The sequence below is a fragment of the Devosia sp. FKR38 genome (genome assembly GCF_005222805.1).
Taxonomy (GTDB): Bacteria; Pseudomonadota; Alphaproteobacteria; order Rhizobiales; family Devosiaceae; genus Devosia.
This window is the reverse complement of sequence record NZ_STGC01000002.1, coordinates 857,403-880,749: the sequence shown is the minus strand read 5'-3', so window position 1 is coordinate 880,749 and position 23,347 is coordinate 857,403. Positions and strand designations below refer to the sequence as shown.

Genomic DNA, 23,347 nt, shown 5'->3' with positions numbered 1-23,347 from the left:
ATGGTCACTCCGGCGCAGACGCGCACCTCAGACAAGCGCGACAAGCTGCTCGATGCGGCGCGGGAGCTGTTCCTGCGCCAGGGCCTGCGCGCCACCAGCATGGAGGCCATCGCCCGCGCCGCCGGCGTGGCCAAGCCCACACTCTATGCCTATTTTCCGGACAAGGATGCGCTGTTCCTGGCCATTGTTGCCCAGGTGCTCGATGACAAGGCGAGGGCCTTTGCCGCAGGCCTGGCCGGTCCCGGAGCGGTGGATGTGCGCATCGGCGCGGCGCTGGCCGCCGAATTTGCCGTGGTCAGCAAGGCCATCGGCACCTCGCCCCATGCCGATGAATTCTTCGCCGCCCATCGCGCCAGCGCGGCCCTGGTGGCTGAGGCTGAGGCCAAGGCAACCGCGCAACTGGTGGCGGCCCTCACCGCGGCGGGGGTGACCTCTGCGGAACGGCTGGCGCACCTGCTGCTCGATGCCTGCTTTGGCCTGGCGCAGAAGAACAGCAGCCGCGACACGCTGGGCGAGGACATCCGCCTTCTAGCCCAGCGGCTGATTGCTCCGGAACTGATGGCAAAGCCCTAGTCGGGCTGGCCGCCGATCGCCTGCACGGCGCGCGCCCCGGCGGCAATGCCCTGCGTCAGGGCCGTCGCCTCGTCGGCGTCCTTGAGCCAGGCCGCGACAAAGCCGGCGGCAAAGGCATCGCCCGCGCCCGTGGTATCGCGCACCGGCACCACCGGCGCCGGCAGGCTGAGGCTGATGCCATGCCGGTCGCCCAGCACCGCACCGGCCGCGCCGCGCTTGATCACGACACGGCCGAACCGCGTCCCCAGGGCAACCACCTGCGCAGCGACGTCAGCCAGCCCGGTCAGGGCCTCGGCCTCTTCGGCATTGGCAAAGATCCAGTCGGCGCCGGTGACCCAGCTCAGGAAAGTCTCGGTGCCCACGTCGCGCAGGAAACCCACCGAGGCCGGATCAATGGCGATGGCGATGCTGCGCGACTGGGCCTCGGCAAACAGGCCCTGCACAGCCGCACGCGGCCCGGGGGCAAACAGGCTATAGCCCGAGACCAGCACCAGCCTGACGCCATCGAGCAGGTCGGGCGGCAGGTCGGCAGCACACAGGTTCAGATTGGCACCGCGATCGGTGAGGAAGCTGCGCTCGCCATCGGGATCGACAATGGTCACCAGCACGCCCGAGGGCAGGTCCGGGTCACCCGCCAGCACCGGCACCACATCGCGGCCGCGAAAATAGTTCTCATAGGTGCTGCGGTCGGCCGCGCCCACCCGGGCGGCGAACAGCACATTGGCGCCCATGGCGCCCAGCCAGACGGCCTGGTTGGCGCCCGAACCACCGGGGCGGCTGCGCACGGTGGCGCGCCGGTCACTGCCTTTGATGATCGGTCCCTCGGGGACGACGATGACATCGGTCATCACATCCCCGACCACCAGCACCCGGGCGGTCATGCGCGGTGGATGACCGGCTTGCTGGTCTTGCGGGCGGCCAGGGCCACCGCGATATCGGCGCCGACCCGGGCATTGTTCTTCACCAGCGCAATATTGGACTCCAGCGACTTGCCGCCGGTGAGCTCGAAGATGCGCTTGAGCAGGAAGGGCGTCAGCGCCTTGCGGGTCACCCCGCCGCGCTCGGCATCGGCAATGGCCTCGGCAATGCGCGCCTCGATAGCCGCGGCATCGAGTGCATCGGCTTCCGGGATCGGATTGGCCACCAGAACGCCGCCCATGCCCAGATCCGCCTGGATGGCGATCAGCCGGGCAATGTCGGCGACATCGTCAAAACGGTGGTCGACCGGATAGCCGCTCTGCCGCGTCCAGAAGGCGGGGAATTCGTCGGTGCCATAGCCCAGCACCGGCACGCCATTGGTTTCGAGCACTTCGAGCGTCTTGGCGATATCAAGGATCGACTTGGCGCCCGCGCAGACCACGGCCACCGGCGTGCGGCCCAATTCCTCGAGGTCGGCGGAAATATCGAAGGTGTCCTCGGCGCCGCGATGCACGCCGCCGATGCCGCCGGTGGCGAACACGGAGATGCCGGCCAGGGCCGCGATCTGCATGGTGGTGGCCACCGTGGTGCCGGCCATGGCACCTTTGACCAGCAGCGCCGCGATATCGCGCCGGCTGGCCTTGGCGGCCGTGGCGCCTTCCAGCGCCAGGCGCTCGAGATCCTCACCCGAAACGCCCACGCAGAAGCGCCCGTCCATGATGGCAATGGTCGCCGGCACGGCACCGCGGGCGCGGATTTCGCCTTCCACTTCACGCGCCATCGCCAGATTCTGCGGATAGGGCATGCCATGGGTGATGATGGTGGATTCCAGCGCCACCACCGGCTCGCCGGCTGCCAGCGCCTGTTTGACTTCCGGACTGATCGACAAATAGGCCTTGGCCGACATGATATTGCGCTTTCCATCACAGGGATCAGGCGCCGCCGGGGCGCCGTTTGCGCGGGTTTTGCGCCTTGTTGCCGCAGGGCGTCAAGCCCCGCAAATTCCTGGCCTGCCATCCCTTGTCCATGGGGGGATTTCGCTCTAGGGTTTGCCCAGCATCCAACGGAGAAAGGGCACTTCGCTGACCGCACACAAGGTTGATCGCGCCGTTGCGGCCGATCGATACGCGCCCCGAATGGGGCTCAGGCCAGCCAAGACCACAAGCGCCCCCGGGCGCCCCTTTCCTGTACCCCGCACCACGGACCGGCGGATGCCGAGCCCACAAACATGAGCCTTGCCCTGTGCCCGTTTGGGCACGGGACCCCATAGTGTCGCCGACAGGCGCCGTGCATTGACCGACCGAGACAATATTAAACTGGAGACCCGCCCCCGATGAACAAGTCGCTCGCCCTTGCCCTTGGCACCATCATGATCGCCAGCCCGGTGCTGGCCCAGGAAGAGCCGGTCCTGAATGTCTACAACTGGTCCGACTATATCGCCGAAGACACCATCGCCAATTTTGAGGCCGCCACCGGCATCAAGGTCAACTACGACGTCTATGACAACAACGAGATCGTCGACGCCAAGCTGCTGGCCGGCAATTCCGGCTATGACATCGTGGTGCCCTCGGGCAATTTCCTCGAGCGCCAGATCCAGGCCGGCCTGATCCTGCCGCTCGACAAGGCCAAGCTGACCAATCTGGGCAATCTCGACCCCGCCGTGATGGCCACCGCCGCAGCCCAGGATCCGGGCAACGCCCATGGCGTGCCCTATATGATCAACACCATCGGCTATGGCTACAATGTCGCCAAGGTCAAGGAGATCCTCGGCGATGCCGCGCCCACCGACAGCTGGGACCTGATCTTCAAGCCCGAATTTGCCGAAAAGCTCGCCAGCTGCGGCATCAGCCTGCTCGACAGCCCGTCCGAAGTGGTCGGCATTGCGCTGAACTACCTGGGCCTCGATGCCAATTCGGAGAAGGAAGAGGACCTGGCCAAGGCTGAGGAACTGCTGACCTCCATCAAGCCCTATATCCGCTACTTCCACTCCAGCCAGTACATCGATGACCTGGGCAATGGCGAAACCTGCGTGGCCCTGGGCTATTCGGGCGATATCTTCATCGCCGCCGACGCCGCTGCCGCCGCCAACCGCGGCGTGGAAGTCCAATACGTCATCCCCAAGGAAGGCGCCGCCACTCTGTTCGACTTCCTGGCCATTCCCGTGGATGCACCGCACCCGGACAATGCCCACAAGTTCATCAACTACATCCTGGAACCCCAGGTTGTCGCCGCGATCACCAATTACGTCTTCTACGCCAACCCCAATCTGGCTGCGACCGAGTTCGTGGCCGATGAGGTCAAGACCAACCCCGGCATCTATCCGCCGGCCGAAACCATCGCCAAGGCCTTCGTGATGAAGGCGCATAGCCCTGACTTCGAAGAGGTCTTGACCCGCACCTGGACCCGCATCAAGACGGGTCAGTAAGTTCGATCCGGGGGCGGCCGTCGGCCGCCCTCCAATTCTACTCTAGGGGCCGACATGGTCAAAAAGCCGCAACTCGCAATCGACACCCGTCCCTGGCGCGACCCCGCGGCCAAGCCTTTCGTTCGCATCAAGAACGTCACCAAGAAGTTCGGCGACATCATCGCCGTCTCCGATGTATCGCTCGACATCTACAAGAGCGAGCTGTTCTGCCTGTTGGGCGGCTCGGGCTCGGGCAAATCGACCCTGCTGCGCATGCTGGCCGGCTTCGAGGCGCCCACCAGCGGCACCATCGAGATCGACGGGCAGGACATGACCCATGTCGCGCCCTATAACCGGCCTGTGAACATGATGTTCCAGTCCTATGCGCTGTTCCCGCATATGAATGTGGAACAGAATATTGCCTATGGCCTCAAGCGCGACGGCCTGCCGCGCGCCGAAATCGCCGAGCGCGTGCGCGAACTGCTCGCCCTGGTCAAGCTGAGCGACTACGGCAGCCGCAAGCCGCACCAGCTCTCGGGTGGCCAGCGCCAGCGCGTGGCCCTGGCCCGTGCGCTCGCCAAGCGCCCCAAGCTGCTGCTGCTCGACGAACCGCTCGGCGCGCTCGACAAGAAGCTGCGCGAGGAAACCCAGTTCGAACTGGTCAAGATCCAGGAAACCCTGGGCGTCACCTTCATCGTGGTGACCCACGACCAGGAAGAGGCGATGTCGCTCGCCACCCGCATCGGGGTGATGAACCAGGGCGAGATCGCCATGATCGGCGAACCCACCGACATCTATGAGTTCCCCAATTCCAAATTCGTCGCCGGCTTCATCGGCTCGGTCAACATGGTCGATGGCGTGGTCACCGAAGACGAGCCGGCCCATGTGCGCATCCGCTCCGACGAGCTGGGCTGTGACATCTATGTCGGCCATGGCGTGGACTGCGCCCCCGACCAGCATCTGAGCTGGGCCATCCGCCCCGAAAAGATCGTGCTGAGCCGCGAAAAGCCCGAGGGCATCCACGACGCCAATGTGACGCGCGGCATGGTCGAAGACATCGGCTATCTGGGCGACATGAGCGTCTATCAGGTGCTGCTGCCCAGCGGCAAACGCCTGCGCGTGACCCAGACCAATGTGACGCGCGGCAATCCCGACGCCATCACCTGGGACGAGGAGGTCTATCTCTCCTGGGGCGTCAGCGCCGGCTCGGTGCTGACAGTATGAGCACCTTCGACGCACAATCGGCGCCCCCGCCCCGCCCCCGCGCCTGGTCGGGCGTGGAGCGCGCGCTGGCCGCCGTCGGCCTCTCCGGCAAGGCGCTGGTAATCGCGGCGCCCGCCATCTGGCTGGCCATCTTCTTCCTGGTGCCGCTGGCCGTGGTCTTTGGCATTTCGCTGACCATGAAGCAGTTCGGCCGCCCGCCCTATACGCCGCTGCTGACCAATGAGGACGGCACGGTGCAGCTGACGCTGCACCTGAACAATTACCTGCGCCTGTTCAGCGACAGCCTCTATGTCGCCGCCTATCTCAGCTCGATCAAGATCGCGCTGATCTCGACCATCATCACCCTGCTGATCGGCTATCCGATGGCCTATGCCATCGCCCGCGCGCCCGACCGCTGGCGCAATATCCTGCTCATGCTGGTCATCCTGCCGTTCTGGACCTCGTTCCTGCTGCGCGTCTATGCACTGAGCGGCTTCATGCGCGGCAATGGCGTGATCAACCAGTTCCTGGGCCTGTTCGGCATTCCGCCGCTGGTGATGATGCAGACCGATTTCGCCGTCTATGTCGGCATCGTCTATACCTATCTGCCCTTCATGATCCTGCCGCTCTATACCAATCTGGTCAAACTCGACGGCGCCCTGCTGGAGGCCTCGGCCGACCTGGGCGCCCGGCCGGTGCGCACCTTCCTCTCCATCACGCTGCCGCTGTCGCGTCCCGGCATCATCGCCGGCTGCATGCTGGTGTTCATCCCGGCGATCGGCGAATTCGTCATCCCCTCGCTGCTGGGCGGCCCCTCGACGCTGATGATCGGCCGTGTGCTGTGGGACGAGTTCTTTGCCAACACCAATTGGCCCCGCGCCGCCGCCGTGGCCATTGCCATGCTGATCGTGGTGGTGGTGCCCATCATGCTGCTGCAGCGGGCGCAGGACGCCGTGCAGGACAAGGAACGGGGGAATTGAGATGAGACGCGGCTGGTTCCTGCCCATCACGGCAACCCTGGGCTTTGCCTTCCTGTATGCCCCCATCATCTCGCTGGTGGTGTTTTCGTTCAACGAAAGCGACCTGGTGACGGTCTGGTCGGGCTTTTCCACCAAATGGTACGGCAAGGTACTGGCCGACCCGCAGATCCTGGGCGCTGCCTGGCTCAGCGCGCAGATCGCCTTCTGCGCCGCCAGCATTGCCCTGGTGCTGGGCACGCTCTGCGCCGTGGCGCTGGTGCGCTTCCGCAAGTTCCGCGGCCGCACCCTGCTGGCCGGCACGGTGTCGGCGCCGCTGGTCATGCCCGACGTCATCACGGGCCTGTCGCTGCTGCTGCTGTTCGTGGCCATGGAGGCCACCATCGGCTGGCCGTCGGGACGCGGCCTGCTCACCATCATCATCGCCCATTCCACCTTCTGCATGGCCTATGTGGTGGTGGTGGTGCAGTCGCGCCTGCGCGACCTCGATATGAGCCTGGAAGAAGCCGCCATGGACCTGGGCGCCACCCCGGTGCGCGTGTTCTTTGACATCACCCTGCCCATCATCGCCCCGGCGCTGATCTCGGGGTGGCTGCTGGCCTTTACCCTCTCGCTCGACGATCTGGTCATTGCCAGCTTCGTCTCCGGCCCCGGCTCGTCGACCCTGCCCATGGTGATCTTCTCCAAGGTCAAGCTGGGCGTCTCCCCAGACGTCAATGCCCTGGCCACCATCATCATCGGCTTTGTCGCCCTGGGCGTGCTGCTGGCCACCATCGTGCAGCTGCGTGCCCATCCCAAGCGCGCAAAGGCCTGACAGGGCAGCCGAAACCGTCGATCCAGTGGCCGCAAAACGGCCTCTGGACAGATGCGAAAAATCGGCGCACCATTCCTGTCATGTTCAACCAACGTGAAGGAGGTGATCCAATGTCCTATGAGATGACGGCGCTCGAAGCAGGTCTTGGGTATAAGGTGTTTGTGCGGGAGATGCTCGCCTGACACCCCCCTCCTCCGGCCTCGAGGCCGAAACTCAGGAAGGGCCGCCCCTGCGGGCGGCCCTTTTTGCATGGCCGCAATTTCAGAACTTGACCCCGGCCCCAAGCCATTGATACCGCTGCCCTCAATTCTTGGAGTGCGCCCAATGTCCTCGGCCAATTTCGTCCTGACCCTGTCCTGCGCCGACCGTCCCGGTATCGTGGCGGCCGTCACCACGGAGCTGGCGGCGCTTCAGGCCAATATTGCGGAATCCAACCAGTTCTGGGATCGCGAAACCGGGCGCTTCTTCATGCGCCTGGCCTTTGCCGCGCCCAGTGGCGTCAGCCGCGACGCCATCGAGCGCGCGCTGAAATCCCCCATCGAGCGCTTTTCGATGAAGACGAGCCTGGTCGATCAGAGCCGCCGCAAGCGCATCGTCATCCTGGTCAGTAAGTTCGACCACACCCTGCTGCACCTGCTCTACCAGATCCGCGTCGGCTGGCTCGACGCCGAGGTCGCCGCCGTGATCTCCAATCACCCCGATGCGCAAAAGATCGCCGAGGATGCTGGCATCCCCTTCTACCTGTTGCCGGTCAGCAAGGACACCAAGGCCGCCCAGGAGGCGCAGGTGCTCGACATCATCCAGAAGGTCGGCGCGGACCTCGTGGTGCTGGCGCGCTATATGCAGGTGCTGTCCAATGAGCTGTCGACGCGGCTGTTCGGGCAGGTGATCAACATCCACCATTCCTTCCTGCCCAGCTTTAAGGGCGCCAAGCCCTATCACCAGGCCCATGAGCGCGGCGTCAAGATCATCGGCGCCACCGCCCATTATGTGACGCCGGACCTGGACGAAGGCCCGATCATCGAGCAGGAAACCGCCCGCGTCACCCATGCCATGAGCGCCGAAGACCTGGTGGCCGCCGGCCGCGACATCGAAAGCCGCGTGCTGGCCCGCGCCGTCAAGCTGCACCTGGAAGACCGGGTGATGCTGAACGGGCGCAAGACCGTGGTATTTGGCTGAGGTCGGTCTCTCTCGTTTGGCGAGAGATCAGAGCGTCTAGACCGGCAGGTCTTCGAGCCGCAGGGAATCGGCCAGCGTGGTGGTATCGAGCACCGCGCGGGTGGCCAGCGTCACGCGCTCGAACACATGGCGGATTTCACAGCTCCCCTCGTCCCGGCAATCCTCGCATTTGCGATAGGCGATCTTGGATAGGCACGGCAGCGGCGCGATGGGCCCGTCGATCAGCCGCAGCACTTCGCCGAACATGATCTCCTCAGGCGCCCGCAGCAGCTCATAGCCGCCCGAGCGGCCGCGCCGGCTGGCGACAAAGCCCGCCCGCTTGAGCTCGAGCAGGATCTGCTCGAGGAACTTCTTGGGGATCGCCTGCGCCTTGGAGATCTCGCCGATCATCATGGTCTCGCCACGTGGCGCCCGGGCCAGCGACACCAGCGCACGCAGGGCATATTTGGCTTTTTGCGAGATCATGGGACGAGGCTATTCCATTGGTCAGCTGGCAAGGCAGGGCCCAAGGCTAACGCGACCGGGCGGCTCAACAAACGGAAAATCCGCACCATAGTGAATGCCCGCCCCGCTAGGCCTTGGGTTCCGGTTCGACCGGCGGCACCACAGGCCCGCCTTCACTGATTTCCTCGGCCACCTGCTCGGCTTCCGTCATCGTCTCGACCGGCGGCGCATCGCTGACCACCACAACGGCGTCGCCGTCGCTCTTGATGGTTTCGACCGTGTCTTCAGCAACCGGTGGCACCACGGGCCCGCCTTCGCTGATTTCCTCAGCCACCTGTTCGGCTTCGCTGATCGTTTCGGCCGGCGCCGCATCGGCGACCACCACAACGGCGTCGCCATCGCTCTTGAGAGTTTCGACCGTGTCCTCGGCCATCGGCGGCACAACCGGCCCGCCTTCACTGATTTCCTGAGCCACCTGTTCGGCTTCGCTGATCGTCTCGGCCGGCGGCGCATCGGCGACCACCACAACGGCATCGCCATCGCTCTTGATGGTTTCGACCGTGTCCTCTGCCACCGGCGGCGCAACCGGGCCACCCTCGCTGATCTCCTCGCTCACCTGCTCGGCGACGCTCAGCGTCTGGCTGGGCGCCGCATCGGTCACCACGATAGTCTCAGCACCATCGGTCTTGCTGGTTTCGACCACCGCAGCCGCGCCGGCAGCCGCCTTGGCCAGCAGGTTTTCCCCGCTCGGCAGCTTGGGCTCGACGGGCGGCACCACGGCAGCCGGGGCCTCGCCGCGCTCGCCGCGCAGCCAGGCCAGCATGCCCAGGCCGATTTCGCGCTCGCCCATGATCACCGTATCGGCGCCCAGATGGCGCAGATGCTCGGCTTCTTCATCGGAATGGGCGCGGGCAATGATGCGGATCGACGGATTGAGCTTGCGGCCCACTTCGCACACCGTGCCGGCCTCAAAGCCATTGGGAATGGCGATCAGCAGGCAGGCGGCGGCCGGCAGATTGGCCAGCTTGAGCACCTCGACATCGGCGGCATTGCCGAACACCACCTCGATGCCCGTGGCACGCGCCGACGCCACCGAATGCTCGGTATCCTCGATCACCACCAGCGGCGCGCCGGCGGCATGGATGCCCTCGCCCACCACGCGCCCGACGCGGCCAAAACCGACCACCACGGTATGGCCGGTCTGGATGCTGGCTTCGGGCCGATCATCGCTCTCGCCCGCGGTCTCGGTGACCGCCTGGCGCGGCTCGGCGGCAACGGCAGCAGCCGCCGCGTCCTCTGATGTCACCGGCGGATCAACACGCTCGACCTCGCCGCCCGCACGGGTGGCACGGCGCTGCGCCACGCGGGCTTCCAGATAGGGCTTGGCGCGATCAATGCCCCAGAACACCACCGGATTGAGCACGATGGAGATCAGCGCGCCGGCCAGGATCAGATCCTTGCCTTCGTTGGGCAGGATGGCCAGAGCCACACCCATGCTGGCCAGGATGAACGAGAATTCGCCGATCTGTGCCAGCGAGGCCGAAATGGTCAGCGCTGTTGCCAGCGGGCGCCGCGCCAGCAGCACAATGGCCAGCGCCGCCACGGACTTGCCGATGACGATGATGAACACCGTCGCCAGAACCGGCAGCGGATTGGTGACGATGATCGAGGGATCAAACAGCATGCCCACCGACACAAAGAACAGCACGGCAAAGGCGTCGCGCAGCGGCAGGGTTTCCTGCGCGGCGCGATGGGACAATTCACTCTCCGACAGGATCATGCCGGCAAAGAACGCGCCCAGCGCCAGCGACACGCCGAACAGCACGGCCGAGCCCAGCGCCACGCCCAGGGCAATGGCCAGCACGGCCAGGCGGAACAGCTCGCGGCTGCCGGTATGGGCGGTGCCATGCAGCGCCCAGGGAATGACGCGGCGCCCCACCACCAGCATGAAGCCGACAAAGGCCGCGACCTTGACCATGGTCAGGCCCAGCACGCCCCAGATGCCGACATCGGCGCCGATGACGCGCTCGACAAAGGACACGAACGGGTCATGCACGGCATTGTCGCCGCCATTCAGGCTTGCAATGGCCGGGATCAGCACCAGCGCCAGCACCATGGCCAGATCTTCCACGATCAGCCAGCCCACCGCGATGCGGCCGCGTTCGGTCTCGATCAGGCGGCGATCCTGCAGCGCCTTGAGCAGCACAACGGTGGACGCCACCGACAGCGCCAGGCCGAACAGCAGGCCCGCACCCAGATCCCAGCCCAGAAGCGTGGCGAGGCCCAGACCCAAAAGGGTCGCAAAGGCAATCTGGGCCAGGGCGCCCGGAATGGCCAGCGCCCGCACGCTCATCAGATCCTTGAGCGAGAAATGCAGGCCCACCCCGAACATCAGCAGGATCACGCCCAGCTCGGCCAGTTCGGCACCCAGCGCCTGGTCGGCCACGAAACCGGGCGTATAGGGACCAGCCAAGATGCCGGCAAACAGATAGCCCACCAGCGGCGGCATCTTCAGCCGATTGGCAATCATCCCGAAAATATAGGCCAGCACCAGACCTGCCACGATCGTTGTGATCAAGGGAGTGTCGTGGTGCATGTTGCCTCCGTGGCGGGTTGGGTACCTGGTGCTGAAATCAATCTCTAGCGCCAAGATGGGGTATAGGGCGCTGATCTGCAAGCGCTTTAGCCCAAGTCTATGGCAGCAAAGCGGCCCCGCGCCGCGTTTTTTGGTCATGGCGGCCGCGCCGATCTTGCCCGCGAACGTGCCATGCTTTCGTCGTCAATAGCGTGCTAGCATGCCCTCATAGACTGCATTCCGCACGGGCATGTTCCCAGCACGGCGGGCCCTACAGCAAGGATGTGCCGTGCGTTTGTCCGTTGGCTGCCAGATCAGCTATGACGTCCTCGATACCGCGACCCTGATCTTCAATATCGAGGCCATGCACGGCGGGCGACAGCGCCTGGTCAACGAGAAACTGACCATCACGCCGTCGCTAATGTTTGACGAAAAGACCGCGCAGGAAAGTGGCAATCGCTATCTGCGCCTGACCGCTCCGCCCGGCCCGCTGCAATTGCGCTATGAAGCCGAGATCGCGCTCGATCCGCTGCATCTGGCGCCCGCTGTGGTGGGCGAAGTGCCCGTCGCCATCCTGCCGCTCGATACGCTGGCGTTCCTCAATCCCTCGCGCTACTGCCCCTCGGACGAGCTGGCGCGCTTTGCCACCCGCCAGTTCGGCAAGATCGCCCCCGGCTTTGGCCGCGTTGTCGAAATCTGCAACTGGATCAACAGCGAAGTCGACTATCAATTCGGCACCAGCGACACCACGACGACCGCCGCCGACACCTTCTCGCTGCGCGCCGGCGTCTGCCGTGACTTTGCCCATCTGGGCATCACCTTCTGCCGCGCCCTGGGCATCCCGGCCCGCTTCGTCAGCTGCTACGCTTGGCAGCTCGAGCCGCAGGATTTCCACGCCGTATTCGAGGCCTATCTGGGCGACCGCTGGTATCTGTTCGACCCCACCCGCATGGCCGCGCTCGATGGTCTGGTGCGCATCGGCGTCGGGCGCGACGCCGCCGACACCTCCTTTGCCACCATCTTCGGCCCGGTCAATCCGCAGCAGGTGCAGGTTTGGAGCCAGGCGCTCGACCAGGGCACCGACCAGCAATGGACCACCGACGCCATCAGCGTCGCCAACAACTGAGCCCAGAGGCTCAGGACACCACTGTGATCTTTTCGGCGGCGCGGGTGATGCCGGTATAGAGCCAGCGCGCCCGCTCCTCGCGGAACACGAAACTCTCGTCGAAGAGATACACATTGTCCCATTGGCTGCCCTGCGCCTTGTGCACGGTCAGGCAATAGCCAAAGGTGAATTCGTCGAACTGGCGCCGCTCTGGCCAGCTCATGGCGTCTTCCTCGCCGGCAAAGAAGGCTTTGTGGGTGAGCACCTTGGCCTCGCCCTTGCCCTCGTCGGCCCCCAGCAGCAGGCTCCACTTGCCATTGGTGCGCCGCGTCGCTTCGGTGACGATCCAGATCTGCCCGTTCAGCAGCTTCTTGCGCGGATTGTTGCGCAGGCAGACCATGCGGTCGCCCTCGACCGGCTCGTGGAACGGCAGGCCCTTGAGCTCGCGCAGCCGGTCATTGTACTGCAGCCGCGTCTTGTTGCGACCCACGAGAACCTGATCGGCCTCCAGCACCGCATTGCGGTCGACATTGTCGCGCCCCACCACGATGGATTCGCCATAGCTGCCGCGCTCAAGAAAGCCGCCTTCGCGCACCTGCATGGACAGGTGAATGATCGGATTGTCGGCCGCCTGGCGGTGGATCTCGGTGAGCATGATGTCGGGCTCATCGGCGGTGAAGAAGCCCGCGCCCTGCACCGGCGGCAGCTGGAAGGGATCGCCCAGCACCAGAACCTTGACGCCAAAGCTCAACAGGTCCCGGCCCAGCGCTTCATCGACCATCGAGACTTCGTCGATGACGATGAGATCGGCATCGGCCGCCGGGCTCTCGGGGTCGAGCACGAAGCGCGGTTCGCCATCTTTTTCGCTGACCAGCGAATAGATCAGGCTATGGATGGTCTGCGCGCCCTTGCAGCCGCGCTTGCGCATCACCAGCGCTGCCTTGCCAGTGAAGGCGGCATATTTGACGCTGCGGATATCCTGCGCCAGATGCACCGCCAGCGTCGACTTGCCCGTGCCGGCCCAGCCAAACAGGCGGAACACCTGCTTGCCATTGGGCTCCTTGAGCCAATCGGACACCGCCTTGAGGGCGGCATCCTGCTGGGGCGACCAGACCGGCATCAGGAAATGGTGGTGCGCACGCTGCCGACCCCGGCAATGGCGCCCTCAAGAACATCGCCGCGCACCACTGGCCCGACGCCGGCCGGCGTCCCGGTCATGATCAGATCACCCGGCTGCAGCGTGACAAAGCCGGAGAGATGCGCAATCGCCTCGGCCACGCTCCAGATCTGATCGCTGAGATCGCCCGACTGGCGGACTTCGCCATTGACCTTGAGCGTGATGGCGCCGCTGGTCGGATGGCCGATGCTGGCGACAGGCTCGATAGTGCCGATGGGGGCGGAGAAATCAAAGCCCTTGGCCATTTCCCACGGGCGCCCGGCCTTTTTGGCCTGGGCCTGCAGATCGCGCCGCGTCATATCCAGGCCCACCGCATAGCCATAGACATGGTTGAGCGCATCGGCGACCTCGATATCGGCGCCCTCGGCGCCAATGGCCACCACCAGCTCGATCTCATGCTGCAGATCGTCGGTGCGCGGCGGATAGGGAATGGCGGCGCCCCCCGCCACCACCGCATCGGCCGGCTTGGCAAAGAAGAACGGCGGGTCGCGCGTGTCATTGCCCATCTCGATGATGTGCTCGGCATAATTGCGACCCACGCAATAGACGCGGCGCACGGCAAACAGCCCGCCGCGGGCGATCGGCACGGTCACCGGATTATACGGCGCAAACAGAAAATCACCCACGTTTGAACGCTTCCACATAAGGGGTTAGGAGATCGGCATCGGCGGCGCCGAGACGATCATTGGCCGTATAGGTCTGGTGCCAATAGGGGTAGAGCAGCGGCGGCTGACTGACCGCATCGAGCCGCTGGCGTTCCTCGGCGGTGAGACGCAATTCGGCGGCAGCCAGATTGTCCTTGAACTGCGCATCGCTGCGCCCGCCGATGATCACCGAGGTGACGCCCGGCCGACCCAGCGACCAGGCCAGCGCCACCTGTGCACCCGAGACGCCCCGCTCCTGCCCGATGGCGACGATGACATCGACAATGTCATAGAGCCGTTCACGATCGGGCACCGGCGGCTCGCGATAGCCCTCGACATGGCGACCGCTCTCCGGCCCGCCGTCGCGGCGATATTTGCCTGACAAGAGGCCCCCGGCCAGCGGCGACCAGATCAGGATGCCCAGGCCCTGGTCCTGACTGACCGGCACCAGCTCATATTCGGCTTCGCGCGAATAGAGCGTGTAGTGAATCTGCTGGGAGATGAAGCGCTCGGCCTGGCGCCGTTCGGCCGCGCCCAGCGCCTTCATGATATGCCAGCCCGAATAGTTCGAGCAGCCGATGTAGCGCACCTTGCCCTGGCGCACGAGCGTATCGAGCGCTTCCATGGTCTCCTCGATGGGCGTCTGCCCATCCCATTCATGCACCTGATAGAGGTCGATGACATCGGTCTTGAGGCGTTTCAGGCTCGCCTCGGCCTGGGCGATGATGTGATGGCGCGACAGGCCCACCTCATTGGGCCCATCGCCCATGCGGAAGCGCACCTTGGTGGCGACCAGCGCCTTCTGACGGCGACCATTCTCGCTCAGCGCCACCCCGATCATCTCCTCGGAGACCCCGGCATTATAGACATTGGCGGTGTCGAGCAGGTTGATGCCGGCATCCAGGCATAGATCGATCTGCCGCGTCGCATCGGCCTGGTCGGCCGCGCCGATCTTTTCGGAACCACCAAAGGTCATGGTGCCCATCGTCAGGGTCGAGACCTTCAGGCCCGACCGGCCCAGATAGCGATATTCCATCGGCATTCCTCCTTTGTTCCCCGTGTTAGCGCTAAAGCGCAATCAGAGTCGGGTCAATCGCACTGTGCGGGCCGCGCGCCGCCCCACCATGTTCCGGTTGCACGGCGCAGATTTGACTTTATTCTGCGCCCACCCATTGGGAGGGGTTTGCCATGCTCTACGCCGTGTTGTGCTACAATGACGAAAAGCTCGTCTCCGCCTGGACCCAGGAAGAGGACGACGCCTGCATGGTGCGGCTGGGCGCGGTGCAGGAGACCATGAAGGCCAAGAACAAACTGGGCCCGGTGGTGCGGCTGCAGAACACCGACACCGCCACCACCCTGCGCAAGACCAGCGGCGCGCCCGTGGTGCTCGATGGCCCCTTTGCCGAAACCAAAGAGCAGTTCCTGGGCTTTTATGTCGTGGACTGCGACACGCGCGAAGAGGCCATCCAGTTCGCCCGCGACCTGTCCGCGGCCAACCCGGACGGCGGCGCCTATGAGATCCGGCCGCTGCGCATCTATAACCCCGTCTGAAGCAACCCGGACCCCGAATCAATATTTGCGTTAGGGCGTTCCACCCCCTTGCTTTCCGACCGCCAGTCATCTCCTTATGCTGCTCTCAAAAGCAGTCTGGGAGGACATCATGGCCATCACGCGTGGCATGGTTCGTTGGTTTGGCGCGGCGCTGGTTCTGGGGCTGGGCTTGACCCAGGTACAGGCTGCCGATTCCAAGGTGACGCTCCTCCCCGGCACCGACCTGCCCGGCTTTGACTATGCCGTGGTCAAGGACACCGATCTCGACGCCTGCAGCACCAGTTGCGCGGATGACAAGATCTGCCAGGCCTTCACCTTCAACGAAAAATCCAACTGGTGCTTCCTCAAGGGCGCCGTGGGCGAAGAGACCCAGTTCAAGGGCGCGACCTCGGGCAAGATCAGCCGCGTGCCGTCTGCCGCCGTCATCCAGGCCGAGCGCCAGGCCGAACTGCCCTTCCCCGCCCAGGACGTGATCGACGCGGCCAACCAGCTGGTCAACGAGCTGCCCCAGACCGATGCGCCCCCGCCCAAGACCACCTATGCCGATCTGGTGGCCGCCGGTGACGAGGCCTATGGCGCCGAGAACCATGCTGGCGCCATCATCGCCTATCGTCAGGCCCTGGCGATCAATCCCAATGACAATCTGGTCTGGCTGAGCCTGGCTGACGCCCTGCTGACCCGCGCCAATGCCGTTGCCGGCCAGTCCGAAGGCGACAATAGCTACGATCTGGCGGTCACCGCCTCGTCTGCCGCCATGAATGCCTTCCTGCGCGCCACCGAGCCGCAGGATCGCGCCGACGCCCTGCGCGACCTGGCCTATAGCTTTGAATATCGCGAGATGTGGCGCGAGGCCATTGCCAGCATGCGGGTGAGCCTGGCGCTGGTCGATGACAGCGAACTGGTGACCCATCTGGCCGATGTGGTCGCCCAGCATGGCTTCCGCGTGTCCGACCATGTGGTCGATGCCGAAGCCGCATCGCCGCGCATCTGCGCCATTTTCTCCAATCCGCTGGGCAGCACAGACCTCTCCGCCTATGTGGTGGTGGCCGATGCGCCGCAGGTGTCGGTCGAAACCGAAGCCGACCAGATCTGTATCGAAGGCGTCCAGCATGGCAGCCGCTATGCCATCAAGCTGCGCGCCGGCCTGCCCTCGGCCGATGGCGAAGTGCTGGCCAGCGACGTTGACCTCAATGTCTATGTGCCCGACCGCGCGCCCTTCGTCGGCTTTGCCAATAATGCCTATGTCATGCCTGCCGGTCTCGGCGGCGGCCTGCCGATCACCTCGGTCAATGCCGACACCGCTGAGCTCAAGATCTACCGCATCGGCGATCGCGGCGTTGCCGCCGCCGTGCGCGACGGCATTTTCCAGGGCAATCTGACCGACTATGCCGCCCAGGACATTGCCGACCGCGTCGGCGAACAGGTGTGGACCGGCGAGATCGACCTTGCCCGCGGCCAGCCCAATGAGCTGACCACCACCGCCATTCCGGTGGCCGACGCCATCGGCGAGATGCCGGCCGGCGCCTATGTGGTGACCGCCCGCATCAAGGGCGACCGCGATGATGACTATTGGAGCGAAAAGGCCACCCAGTGGTTCATCGTCACCGATCTGGGCCTGACCACCGTGGCCGGCGACGACGGCGTGCACGCCTTTGTGCGCAGCCTGAGCAGCGCCCAGCCGCTGGCCAATGCCAAGGCGCGCCTGGTGGCGCTCAACAATGACATCCTGGGCGAAGGCACCACCGACGCCAATGGCCAGGCCGTGTTTGCGCCGGGCCTGGCCCGTGGCACCGGCGGCCGCGCACCGCAACTGCTGGTGGCCGAGACCGAAGACGGCGACTATGCCTTCCTCGACCTCTCCAAGCCGGCCTTTGATCTGACCGACCGTGGCGTCGAGGGCCGTCCCTCGCCCGGCCCGCTGGACCTGTTTGCCACCACCGAGCGCGGCGTCTATCGCCCCGGCGAAACCGTGTTCCTCACCGCGCTGTTGCGCGATGACCATGCCAAGGCCGTGTCCGGCCTGCCGCTGACCCTGGAAGTCGAGCGCCCCGATGGCGTGGTCGCCAGCAAGCAACTGCTCGATGACACCGGCCTGGGCAGCTATTTCTCCGCCCTGCCCATGGCCGAGGAAGCCATGCGTGGCTCCTGGACGCTGCGGCTCTATTCGGACCCCAATGCCGAGGCCCTGTCGTCCACCAGCTTCCTGGTCGAAGACTTCGAGCCCGAACGCCTGGCCTTTGAGGTCTCCACCCCCGATGCCGCGCCCTTTGTGGCCGGCGCCGTGACCCCGATCAATGTGGCGGCCAAATATCTCTATGGCGCCACCGCGCCGGACCTGGCCATCGAGGCCGATGCCATCATCCGCCCGGTGACCACGCTGGCCGATTTTCCCGGCTACACCTTCGGCCGGGTGGATGACACCATGGAAACCACCCGCGAGCCGCTGGGCGTCGTGGGCACCACCGACGCCCAGGGCAATGCCGTGGCCGAGGTGACCCTGCCTGAAATGCAGACCACCACGCGGCCGCTGGAAGCCCAGGTGCTGCTGCGCCTGATCGACACCAATGGCCGCAGCATCGAACGCGCCATCAGCCGCCCCGTGCTGGCCACCAGCGACCGCATCGGCATCAAGCCGGTGTTCTCGGACCCGTCGGGCCTGGCGTCGGGCAGCGCCGCCGAGTTCGAGGTGATCGCCGTTTCGCCCGAGGGCAAGGCCGTGGCCAAGAGCGGCGTCACCTGGACGCTGCAGCGCCTCGACACCAATTACCAGTGGTACCGCAATGGCAGCACCTGGCAGTGGGAAGCCATCACCACCACCCGTGACGTCGCCAGCGGCACAGTCGATACGCCAGATGGCGGCGCGATCAAGGTGGGCGCCAATGTCGATTGGGGCCGCTATCAGCTGACCGTGGAAACCACGGGCGATGACGCGACCTCCTCGAGCTATGAATTCTACGCCGGCTACTACTATGCCCAGGCCGGCTCCAACACGCCCGACACCCTGTCGGTCGCGCTCGACAAGCCGGCCTATCGCGTTGGCGAAACGGCCAAGCTCAAGCTCGACCCGCAGTTCGCCGGCACCGCACTGGTGATGGTGATCGACAACCGCGTCATCGACATGCAGGCCGTGGACGTGCCCGCCGACGGCACCACCGTGGACCTGACCGTCACTGACGAATGGGGTCCGGGCGCCTATGTGACGGCCGTGCTCTATCGTCCGTCAGATGCCGGCGAAAAGCGCATGCCCGCACGCGCCCTGGGCTTGGCCTTTGCCGATGTCGAGCCGGGTGACCGCAAGCTCGACGTCCAGCTGACCACGCCCGAAGTCTCCCTGCCGCGCCAGACCGTGACCGTCGATGTCGCCCTGGGCAATCTGGCCGCCGGCCAGACCGCCTATGTCGCCGTCGCCGCCGTGGATCTGGGCATTCTCAACCTCACCAACTTCGGCGTGCCCAGCCCTGACGGCTGGTATTTCGGCCAGCGTCAGCTCGGCATGGACATCCGCGATCTCTATGGCTCGCTGATCGACCCAACCCAGGGCATGGCCGGCGCGCTGCGCTCGGGCGGTGACGGCGGCGGTTCGCGCCTCGGCACGCCCCCGGCGACGTCGGTTCTGGTCGCCCTGCACTCGGGCATCGTCAAGACCGATGCCGACGGCAAGGCCACCGTGACCTTCGACATGCCCGACTTCTCGGGCACGGTGCGGATCATGGCCATGGCCTGGTCCGAAACCGCCGTGGGCCATGCCTCCGCCGATGTGGTGGTGCGTGATCCCGTGGTCGTGACGCTGAGCCCGCCGCGCTTCCTGCGCGTCGATGACGCCTCGCGCCTGCTGGTGGAAGTCAACAATATCGACGGCGCGCCCGGCAGCTATGGCGTGGCGCTTTCGACCGGCACCGGCATTGCCACCACCGCCGAGGCCAAGTCCGTCGACCTGGCCAAGGGCGACCGCACGGCCCTCGACCTGCCGCTGACCGGCGTCGCCATCGGCGACTGGCCGGTGGTGGTGACCATCACCGCGCCCGACGGCAGCACGCAGACCAAGGAGCTGACCCTGGGCGTGCGCCCGATCAGCGCGCCGGTGACCACCAGCACGCTGATTCCGATCAAGGCCGGGGACAGCACCACGATCGATGACTCCATCTTTGCCAGCTACATGGCCAATACCAGCGCCATGACCCTGGCGGTGGGGCCGCTGGCCCGGCTCGACGTGCCCGGCCTGCTGCTGTCGCTGGACCGCTACCCCTATGGCTGCGCCGAACAGGTTTCGAGCCGGGCTCTGCCCCTGCTCTACCTCAATGACGTGGCCAAGCTGATCGGCGTGGCGGGGGACGATGCGCTCAGCCAGGCCGTCAAGGACGCCATTGCCAATCTGCTCAGCAAGCAGAACTCCGGCGGCGGCTTCGGCCTCTGGGGTCCCTTCGATGGCGGCGACACCTGGCTCGATGGCTATGTCACCGACTTCCTGCTCCGCGCCAAGGCGGCCGGCTATGCCGTGCCCGAACAGGCCATGAGCATGGCGCTCGACAACCTGGCCAACCAGCTCGCCTATGCGGCTGACTTCGAAAAGGGCGGCGAAGACATCGCCTATGCGCTCTATGACCTGGCCCGTGCCGGGCGGGCGACCATGGGCGACCTGCGCTACTACCTCGAAGCCCGCCTCGACGCCCTGGCCACCCCGCTGGCCAAGGCCCAGCTCGGGGCAGCCCTGGCGCTCTATGGCGACACCACACGGGCCCAGACGGCCTTTGAGGCCGCCGTTACAGCCCTGAACGAACCGGTGGACGACCGCGCCTATCGCGCCGACTATGGCACTCACCTGCGGGACACCGCAGGCGTGCTGGCGCTGGCGGCCGAGTTCAAGCCCGCCGGCGTCGACCTGGTGGACCTGGCCAACCGCCTTGCCAAGCTGCGCGACCGCGCCGCCTATACCTCGACCCAGGACGACGGCTGGACCCTTCTGGCCGCCTCTGCCCTGGGCGCGGCGACCACGGACGGCTCGATCAGCATCAATGGCGAAGCGCTGACCGGACAGGTCTATCAGCGCCACGAGCAGGCCGACTTCGCGCCCCTCGAGGTGACCAACACCGGTGCCGCCGATACCCAGGCCAAGGTGACCGTGACCGGCTACCCGGCCACCCAGCCCGAAGAAGCCAGCAATGGCTTCACCCTGACGCGCGAATACTTCCTGCCCGATGGCACCGCGATCGATCCGGTCGCCAACCCCATCGCGCAGAACGAGCGTCTGGTGGTGGTGCTGACCGTTACGCCCGATACCCTGGGCTCGGGCCAGTACATGGTGGCCGATCCGCTGCCGGCCGGCTTCGAGATCGAAAACCCCGATCTCTCGGCAGGCGACGGCGCCTCCGACATCGCCTGGCTGACGCTCGATGCCGCCAGCCACGTGGAGTCGCGCACCGACCAGTATGTGGCGGCCTTCCGCTACTATTCGGACGCAAAGACCTTCACCACCGCCTATATGGTGCGGGCGGTGACACCGGGCAGTTTCACCCTGCCTGGCGCCACGGTGGAAGACATGTATCGGCCCGAGCTGCGCGCCAATACCGCAGCCGGCACCGTTGAGGTCACCGCGACCGGGCCATGATCAGGCCCGACGCACCACAAGCCGATCAGGCCCCGCACCCCTGGGTGCGGGGCCTCACCCTTGCCGGGTTTGGCCTGTTCGTGCTCGGCTGCGCCGGCACCATCCAGCTTGCCTCGATCACCACGAAGATCGCGGCCACGCTGCCGCCGGCGCCGCATGCCGAAACCCTCCCCGTCTCGGCCGAAGTCACCGACCGCGACGGCAATCTGCTACGCCCCTTTGCCACCGCCGATGGCCGCTGGCGCCTGCCGGTCAGCCGCGAGGCGGTTGATCCCCGTTTCATCGACATGCTGCTGGCCTATGAGGATCGCAGCTTTGCCAGCCACGACGGCATTGCCTGGACGTCCATGCTGCGCGCGGCCGGCCAGTTCATCGCCGCCGGCGGCCATGTCGTCTCGGGCGGCTCGACGCTGACCATGCAGGTGGCGCGCCTGATCGAGGGCGAACCCACGCGCAATGCCTGGGGCAAGCTGCGCCAGATGGTGCATGCCAAGGCGCTGGAACAGAGCCTGAGCAAGGACGAGATCCTCGACCTCTACCTGACCCTGGCCCCCTATGGCGGCAATATCGAAGGCATCCGCGCGGCGAGCCTGGCCTATTTCGGTAAGGAGCCGACCCGGCTGACCACCGCCCAGGCGGCGCTGCTGGTCGCCCTGCCGCAATCGCCCGAAGCCCGTCGCCCTGACCGCGACCCCGTCGCCGCCCGCGCCAGCCGCGACAAGGTGCTCGACCGTCTGGTCGCCCTGGGCGCCCTGCCCTTTGAAGAAGCGCTGGCCGCCAAGAACGAAGCCGTGCCCACCGCGCGGCGGGACTTCCCCATGCTGGCCGCCCATATGGCCGAGCAGGCGGTCAAGACCCGGCCCGACGAGCGCACCATTCGCCTCACCATCGATCGCAAGCTGCAGGATGCGCTGGAACGCCTCGCTGCCGCCCGCGCCCGGCTCATCGACCCCAAGGTTTCCGTCGCCATTGTCGCCGCCGATATCGAGAGCGGCGAAATCCTCTCCTCGGTCGGCTCGGCCGGCCTATTGGCCACCCAGAGCGATGGCTTTGTCGACATGACGCGCGCCGTGCGCTCGCCCGGCTCGACGCTCAAGCCGCTGATCTATGGCCTCGCCTTCGAGCAGGGCCTGGCCCATCCCGAAAGCCTGATCGAGGATCGCCCCACCGCCTTTGGCGGCTATGTGCCGGTCAATTTCGACGGCTTCAGCCGCGGCACGGTGACCATCCATGATGCGCTGACCATGTCGCTCAATATTCCCGCCGTGGTGGTGCTCGATGCCGTGGGCCCGGCGCGGCTGGTCTCGCGGCTCAAGCGTGCCCATGCCGATCCGCGCCTGCCGGTCGATACCGCGCCGAGCCTGGCCGTCGGCCTCGGTGGCGTCGGCATCTCGCTGCGCGATCTGGTCTCGGTCTATGCCGCCATCGCCCATGGCGGTGAGCCGGTGACGCTGAGCGATGGCATTACCCCGCCGCCGCCGCCCAGTCTCTCGGCGCCGGTGCTCGACCCGGTGTCGGCCTGGTACGTCGCCGATATTCTGGCCGACGTGCCGCCGCCGCTCAATGGCTCGCCCGGCCGCGTGGCGTACAAGACCGGCACCTCCTATGGCTATCGCGATGCCTGGGCCATTGGCTTTGATGGCAAGACCGTCATTGGCGTCTGGGTTGGCCGACCCGATGGCGCGCCGGTGCCGGGCCTGTCGGGCATTCTGGGCGCGGCGCCGATCCTGTTTGAAGCCTTTGACCGGCTCGGCAATCGCCGGGCTCCGCTGCCGCGTGCGCCCAAGGGGGCGCTGATCGCCTCCAATTCGGAACTGCCGGCGCCGCTGCGCCGGTTCCGCCACCCCGACGACGACATGGTGGCGCGCGATGCCGCCCCCGAGATCGCCTTTCCCGGCGATGGCGTCGCCGTGGAACTCGGGCTCGATCAGGGCAGCGCCGCCCAATTGATGGTCAAGGTGCGCAATGGCGTGCCGCCCTTCACCTATTTCGCCAATGGTGCGCCCTTCGGCCGGCCCAATTTCGCCCGGCAGGAGGCCTGGACACCCGATGGTCCCGGCTATGTCACCCTTTCGGTGGTGGACGCCGAAGGCCGGGGAGACAGCGTGACGGTGTTTCTCAACTAGACAGCAAAAAGGCCCGCAACCGGGGTTGCGAGCCTCAAGTGTTGTGACGGTC

General features: G+C 65.9%; 16 protein-coding genes and 1 pseudogene. 10 read left to right on the top strand and 7 right to left on the bottom strand.

What is annotated here, in order from left to right:
* Window positions 1-573: a TetR/AcrR family transcriptional regulator gene (locus E8M79_RS04310; RefSeq protein WP_137150679.1), complete on the top strand. Its 573-nt coding sequence runs from the start codon at window positions 1-3 to the stop codon at window positions 571-573.
* On the opposite strand, the gene E8M79_RS04305 is transcribed toward E8M79_RS04310, so the two are convergent.
* Entirely contained in the window at window positions 570-1,454 is an 885-nt protein-coding gene (locus tag E8M79_RS04305; protein ID WP_137150678.1) for a sugar kinase, read from the bottom strand. The genes E8M79_RS04310 and E8M79_RS04305 overlap by 4 nt on opposite strands.
* On the bottom strand, window positions 1,451-2,398 hold the full coding sequence (locus E8M79_RS04300) for a pseudouridine-5'-phosphate glycosidase (RefSeq protein ID WP_137150677.1): 948 nt from the start codon (window positions 2,396-2,398) through the stop codon (window positions 1,451-1,453). The genes E8M79_RS04305 and E8M79_RS04300 overlap by 4 nt, the downstream gene beginning before the upstream one ends.
* Before the next feature lie 426 nt (window positions 2,399-2,824).
* Between E8M79_RS04300 and E8M79_RS04295 the strand changes: the two genes are divergently transcribed.
* From E8M79_RS04295 to purU, 5 genes are all read left to right on the top strand, one after another.
* Window positions 2,825-3,916: a polyamine ABC transporter substrate-binding protein gene (locus tag E8M79_RS04295; protein WP_137150676.1), complete on the top strand. Its 1,092-nt coding sequence runs from the start codon at window positions 2,825-2,827 to the stop codon at window positions 3,914-3,916.
* 54 nt (window positions 3,917-3,970) lie between these two features.
* Complete coding sequence (potA, locus tag E8M79_RS04290) at window positions 3,971-5,119, top strand: polyamine ABC transporter ATP-binding protein (RefSeq protein WP_137150675.1); 1,149 nt, start codon at window positions 3,971-3,973, stop codon at window positions 5,117-5,119.
* On the top strand, window positions 5,116-6,078 hold the full coding sequence (locus E8M79_RS04285; protein WP_137150674.1) for an ABC transporter permease subunit: 963 nt from the start codon (window positions 5,116-5,118) through the stop codon (window positions 6,076-6,078). The genes potA and E8M79_RS04285 overlap by 4 nt, the downstream gene beginning before the upstream one ends.
* A 1-nt stretch (window position 6,079) precedes the next feature.
* Window positions 6,080-6,889, top strand: coding sequence for an ABC transporter permease subunit (locus E8M79_RS04280; protein ID WP_137150673.1), 810 nt, complete (start codon window positions 6,080-6,082; stop codon window positions 6,887-6,889).
* 324 nt (window positions 6,890-7,213) lie between these two features.
* Complete coding sequence (gene purU / locus E8M79_RS04275; protein ID WP_137150672.1) at window positions 7,214-8,068, top strand: formyltetrahydrofolate deformylase; 855 nt, start codon at window positions 7,214-7,216, stop codon at window positions 8,066-8,068.
* A 36-nt stretch (window positions 8,069-8,104) separates the two neighbouring features.
* On the opposite strand, the gene E8M79_RS04270 is transcribed toward purU, so the two are convergent.
* The gene (locus E8M79_RS04270) at window positions 8,105-8,533 is read right to left on the bottom strand and encodes an Rrf2 family transcriptional regulator (protein WP_137150671.1); all 429 of its coding nucleotides are present in this window, start codon (window positions 8,531-8,533) and stop codon (window positions 8,105-8,107) included.
* A gap of 811 nt (window positions 8,534-9,344) precedes the next feature.
* Window positions 9,345-11,108: pseudogene (locus E8M79_RS04265) on the bottom strand (cation:proton antiporter); the annotation flags it as partial.
* A 268-nt stretch (window positions 11,109-11,376) separates the two neighbouring features.
* Between E8M79_RS04265 and E8M79_RS04260 the strand changes: the two are divergent.
* Complete coding sequence (locus E8M79_RS04260) at window positions 11,377-12,213, top strand: transglutaminase family protein (protein ID WP_137150669.1); 837 nt, start codon at window positions 11,377-11,379, stop codon at window positions 12,211-12,213.
* Window positions 12,214-12,223: 10 nt separating this feature from the next.
* Here E8M79_RS04260 and E8M79_RS04255 read toward each other — a convergent pair whose 3' ends face one another.
* The 3 genes from E8M79_RS04255 to E8M79_RS04245 are packed head-to-tail and all read right to left on the bottom strand — an operon-like array spanning window position 12,224 to window position 15,049.
* Window positions 12,224-13,312, bottom strand: coding sequence for an AAA family ATPase (locus E8M79_RS04255; RefSeq protein ID WP_137150668.1), 1,089 nt, complete (start codon window positions 13,310-13,312; stop codon window positions 12,224-12,226).
* A complete protein-coding gene (locus E8M79_RS04250) occupies window positions 13,312-13,962 on the bottom strand; it encodes a fumarylacetoacetate hydrolase family protein (protein ID WP_248304903.1) in 651 nt (216 codons plus the stop codon). The genes E8M79_RS04255 and E8M79_RS04250 overlap by 1 nt, the downstream gene beginning before the upstream one ends.
* 25 nt (window positions 13,963-13,987) lie before the next feature.
* Window positions 13,988-15,049 (bottom strand): aldo/keto reductase, encoded by a 1,062-nt coding sequence (locus tag E8M79_RS04245; protein WP_137150666.1) that lies wholly within the window; start codon window positions 15,047-15,049, stop codon window positions 13,988-13,990.
* 152 nt (window positions 15,050-15,201) lie between these two features.
* Between E8M79_RS04245 and E8M79_RS04240 the strand changes: the two genes are divergently transcribed.
* The 3 genes from E8M79_RS04240 (at window position 15,202) to pbpC (ending at window position 23,295) form a co-directional block, all read left to right on the top strand.
* Complete coding sequence (locus E8M79_RS04240) at window positions 15,202-15,564, top strand: YciI family protein (RefSeq protein ID WP_137150665.1); 363 nt, start codon at window positions 15,202-15,204, stop codon at window positions 15,562-15,564.
* A gap of 109 nt (window positions 15,565-15,673) precedes the next feature.
* Window positions 15,674-21,169 carry an alpha-2-macroglobulin family protein gene (locus tag E8M79_RS04235; protein WP_171015697.1) on the top strand — a complete coding sequence of 1,832 codons (5,496 nt, stop codon included), beginning with the start codon at window positions 15,674-15,676 and terminating at the stop codon, window positions 21,167-21,169.
* The gene (pbpC, locus tag E8M79_RS04230; protein WP_137150663.1) at window positions 21,166-23,295 is read left to right on the top strand and encodes a penicillin-binding protein 1C; all 2,130 of its coding nucleotides are present in this window, start codon (window positions 21,166-21,168) and stop codon (window positions 23,293-23,295) included. The genes E8M79_RS04235 and pbpC overlap by 4 nt, the downstream gene beginning before the upstream one ends.
* Window positions 23,296-23,347 lie beyond the last annotated feature (52 nt).

Bases quoted from the DNA above. Each gene is read 5' to 3' on its own strand.
- E8M79_RS04295 (WP_137150676.1), top strand. From the start codon at position 2,825: ATGAACAAGTCGCTCGCCCTTGCCCTTGGCACCATCATGATCGCCAGC.
- E8M79_RS04235 (WP_171015697.1), top strand. From the start codon at position 15,674: ATGGCCATCACGCGTGGCATGGTTCGTTGGTTTGGCGCGGCGCTGGTT.
- potA (WP_137150675.1), top strand. From the start codon at position 3,971: ATGGTCAAAAAGCCGCAACTCGCAATCGACACCCGTCCCTGGCGCGAC.
- E8M79_RS04270 (WP_137150671.1), bottom strand. From the start codon at position 8,533: ATGATCTCGCAAAAAGCCAAATATGCCCTGCGTGCGCTGGTGTCGCTG.
- E8M79_RS04240 (WP_137150665.1), top strand. From the start codon at position 15,202: ATGCTCTACGCCGTGTTGTGCTACAATGACGAAAAGCTCGTCTCCGCC.
- E8M79_RS04245 (WP_137150666.1), bottom strand. From the start codon at position 15,049: ATGGAATATCGCTATCTGGGCCGGTCGGGCCTGAAGGTCTCGACCCTG.
- E8M79_RS04310 (WP_137150679.1), top strand. From the start codon at position 1: ATGGTCACTCCGGCGCAGACGCGCACCTCAGACAAGCGCGACAAGCTG.
- E8M79_RS04285 (WP_137150674.1), top strand. From the start codon at position 5,116: ATGAGCACCTTCGACGCACAATCGGCGCCCCCGCCCCGCCCCCGCGCC.
- E8M79_RS04300 (WP_137150677.1), bottom strand. From the start codon at position 2,398: ATGTCGGCCAAGGCCTATTTGTCGATCAGTCCGGAAGTCAAACAGGCG.
- E8M79_RS04305 (WP_137150678.1), bottom strand. From the start codon at position 1,454: ATGACCGCCCGGGTGCTGGTGGTCGGGGATGTGATGACCGATGTCATC.
- purU (WP_137150672.1), top strand. From the start codon at position 7,214: ATGTCCTCGGCCAATTTCGTCCTGACCCTGTCCTGCGCCGACCGTCCC.
- E8M79_RS04255 (WP_137150668.1), bottom strand. From the start codon at position 13,312: ATGCCGGTCTGGTCGCCCCAGCAGGATGCCGCCCTCAAGGCGGTGTCC.
- E8M79_RS04280 (WP_137150673.1), top strand. From the start codon at position 6,080: ATGAGACGCGGCTGGTTCCTGCCCATCACGGCAACCCTGGGCTTTGCC.
- pbpC (WP_137150663.1), top strand. From the start codon at position 21,166: ATGATCAGGCCCGACGCACCACAAGCCGATCAGGCCCCGCACCCCTGG.